A 2,908-nucleotide genomic window follows, 5' to 3' on the forward strand; every position below is an offset into this window, starting at 1 on the left:
GGCCCTCCCCCAAGGGGCACCCCCGCTTCACCGTCTCTCAGAGGACGCCCCCTGCGCCCCCGAACCGCGCTCCGCGCGGTCTTCGGCATTCCTCTTGAGGGGCGACGCATCTCCCAAGCCCCGGTAGCCGTCCCCCGAGAGGCTCTGCCCGCCGGCTCCGCCCGCACCGCCGGGCGGTCGGCGCTGTCCGCGGCGAAGACGGTATTCCGGCGGTCTGGGCTGCATGAGGCGTACACGGGCGGACCCCGGCTTGCCCTGCCCCCGCTCCGGACAGGAACACCCTTCCCATGTTCCCTGACACCCCTGGCAACCCGTTCCCGGCCGCCGCGCTGCCCTCCGTCCAGGCGGACACCGACACCGTGGCCGCCGGCCTGCGGTGAATCCACGCCGCCTGCGCGCTCGCACTCGCGCCTGGGCTGATCGGCAGCGGCCGGCTCGACGACCTGAGCGGCCGCGAACGGACATCAGTCCTCGGCACCACGGCGTTCACCGCCGCGGCCCCGCTCTGCGCCCTCGCCACCGCCCCGCAACGCCGATCGCCGCCCGCGCGGCGCAGGGCGCCGGTGCGGCGGTGATGCTCCCGCAGGCCGTGGCCACCTTGCGCGTCGGCTTGGAAGGCGGCGCCCGCGCCAAGGCGTTCGGCCTCTACGGGTCCGTCAACTCCGTCGGCAGCGCCGCCGGGCCCGTCGTCGTCGGGACCGTCGCCATCCAGGCCGACCTCTTCGGCACGGACCGGCGGGCGGTGTCCCCGGTCAACGTGCCCCCTCGGCGTCGCCGGCATCCTGCTCGGTCACAGCTGCCTCACCGAGTCACACCCCACGCACCACGCGCACCACGCCCCGCACACCTCAGCCTCCCGGCCATGACCACCCGCCGCGGCCGGGCTGCTGCTGATCGTCTTTCCCCTCAGCGTGGGCGGCTCCCGCCGCGGGCCGTGGCGGACGTTCGCGTCCATGGCCCCGGGCACGGCCGTACAGGCGGCCATGGCCCGCCGGCAACTGGCCGGAAACCGCCGGGACGGCTCCCCGTCGGCGGCGCGGTGGGCCTTCATGTTCCTGCTGCCCCGCGCCCTCGGGTCGGCGTACCGACGAAAGACCCTGCCGCTTCGGCGGCCGGCGAAACGATGAGGCATGCTGAGAGCATGGCCCCCGCTCCCCACCACACCACTCCCGCCACCTCCACCGCCTCCACCACCCCCGCCGGGCCCGGCGACGCGGACGAGCCCGCCGCGCGGCTCGCCGCGCTCGCGGCGGCGCTCGCCGACGAGACGAGAGCGGCCATCTGCATGGCGCTCCTGGAGGGCCGCGCCTGGACCGCGGGCGAGCTGGCGCGGATGGCCGACGTCGCGCCCTCCACCGTCAGCGGCCACCTGACAAAGCTGGTCGCCGCGGGAGTCTGCGTGATCGAACGGCAGGGGCGGCGCAGCCACGTCCGGATCGCCGACGCGGCCACCGCCCGGCTGGTCGACGGCCTCGCCGCGCACGCCCTCCCCGGCCGGGACGCCCCGCACGCGGTGCCGGTGGTGTCGGCGCCGGACCCGCTGGCCCGCGCCCGGACCTGTTACGACCACTTCGCGGGACGCTTCGGCCTCGCGGTGACGGACGCCTTCGAGGAGCGCGGACTGCTGCGCACGGACGGCGTGTTCGAGCTGACGGAGGAGGGCCGGGCCTGGTTCGCCCGCGCCGACATCGACCTCACCCGGCCCGGCCGGCGGCCGGTGGCGAGCTCGTGCCTGGACTGGACCGAACGCCGCCGCCACTTCGGCGGCGTCGCCGCCGCCCGCCTGTGCGCGCGGGCCCTGCGGGAGGGGTGGGTGGCACGCCCGGCCGAGGGCGGCCGGGCTCTCCTGGTCACCCGGGCCGGCGAGCGCGTGTTCAAGGACCTGCTGGGGCTCGACGCCACGGCGTGGGTCTGAGACCCCACCGAGGGAAAACATTTCGGTAGTCACCGAAACGTATTGCCCTTACAGTGGCACTCATGACTTCCCGCCCCGCCCTCCTCCCGACCACCGCCCTCACGGTCGGCGCGGTGTGCTTCTCCGTACTGGCCTGGGCGTCCGCCTTCGTGTCCATACGCAGCGCGGGGGCCGCCTTCTCGCCCGGCGCCCTCGCGCTGGGCCGGCTGGCCACCGCGTCCGTGACCCTGGTCCTGCTGCTGGCGGTCCGCCGGGAAGGGGTTCCACCGCGCGGAGCCTGGCGGGGAATCATCGTCTCCGGTGTGGTCTGGTTCGGCGGCTATATGACCGCCCTCAACTGGGGCGAGCGGCTGGTCGACGCGGGCACCGCCGCCCTGCTCGTCAACATCGGGCCCATCCTGATGGCCCTGCTCGCGGCCCGGCTGCTGGGCGAGGCGCTGCCGCCCCGGCTCGTCGCGGGCATGGCCGTGTCGTTCGCCGGCGCGGTGGTCGTCGGCCTGTCCCAGTCGGCGGGGTCCTCGGGCTCGACGCCGGTCCTGGGCGTGGTGCTGTGCCTGCTGGCGGCCGCGGCGTACGCGACGGGCGTGATCGCGCAGAAGCCCGCGCTCTCCTACGGCAGCCCCTTGCAGATCACCGCTTTCAGCTGCCTCGTCGGTACGGCCACGTGCCTGCCGTTCGCGGGCCGGCTGGCGGCCGAACTGCCCCCGGCCCCGGCCTCCGCGACCCTGAACATGGTCTACCTCGGCGTCGTCCCGACCGCCCTCGCGTTCACCACCTGGAACTTCGCCCTGGCCCGTACGCCGGTCGGCAAGATGGGCGCGACGACGTACGCCGTGCCGGCGATCGTGGTGGTCCTCGGGTGGATCTTCCTGGACGAGGTACCCGTCTGGCTGACGCTCGCGGGCGGTGCGCTGTGCCTGGTGGGCGTGGCGGTCTCCCGCTCCCGCCCCCGCCGCCCGCGCCACCCGGAGAACACGGAACCGAGCCCCGGCC

2 protein-coding genes are annotated in these 2,908 nt (G+C 75.3%); both read left to right on the forward strand.

Features of this window, described 5'->3' with window-relative positions; translation table 11 throughout:
- Nucleotides 1-1,141: 1,141 nt before the first annotated feature.
- On the forward strand, nucleotides 1,142-1,915 hold the full coding sequence (locus ACSNOK_RS32215) for an ArsR/SmtB family transcription factor (protein WP_436784332.1): 774 nt from the start codon (nucleotides 1,142-1,144) through the stop codon (nucleotides 1,913-1,915).
- A gap of 62 nt (nucleotides 1,916-1,977) precedes the next feature.
- The coding region (locus ACSNOK_RS32220; protein WP_436784333.1) for a DMT family transporter at nucleotides 1,978-2,908 on the forward strand (931 nt) is incomplete at its 3' end.

Source organism: Streptomyces sp. URMC 126 (genome assembly GCF_051386555.1).
GTDB lineage: Bacteria > Actinomycetota > Actinomycetes > Streptomycetales > Streptomycetaceae > Streptomyces.

Excerpts from the sequence above, each read along its gene's own strand:
- ACSNOK_RS32215 (WP_436784332.1), top strand. The coding sequence starts at position 1,142 with ATGGCCCCCGCTCCCCACCACACCACTCCCGCCACCTCCACCGCCTCC.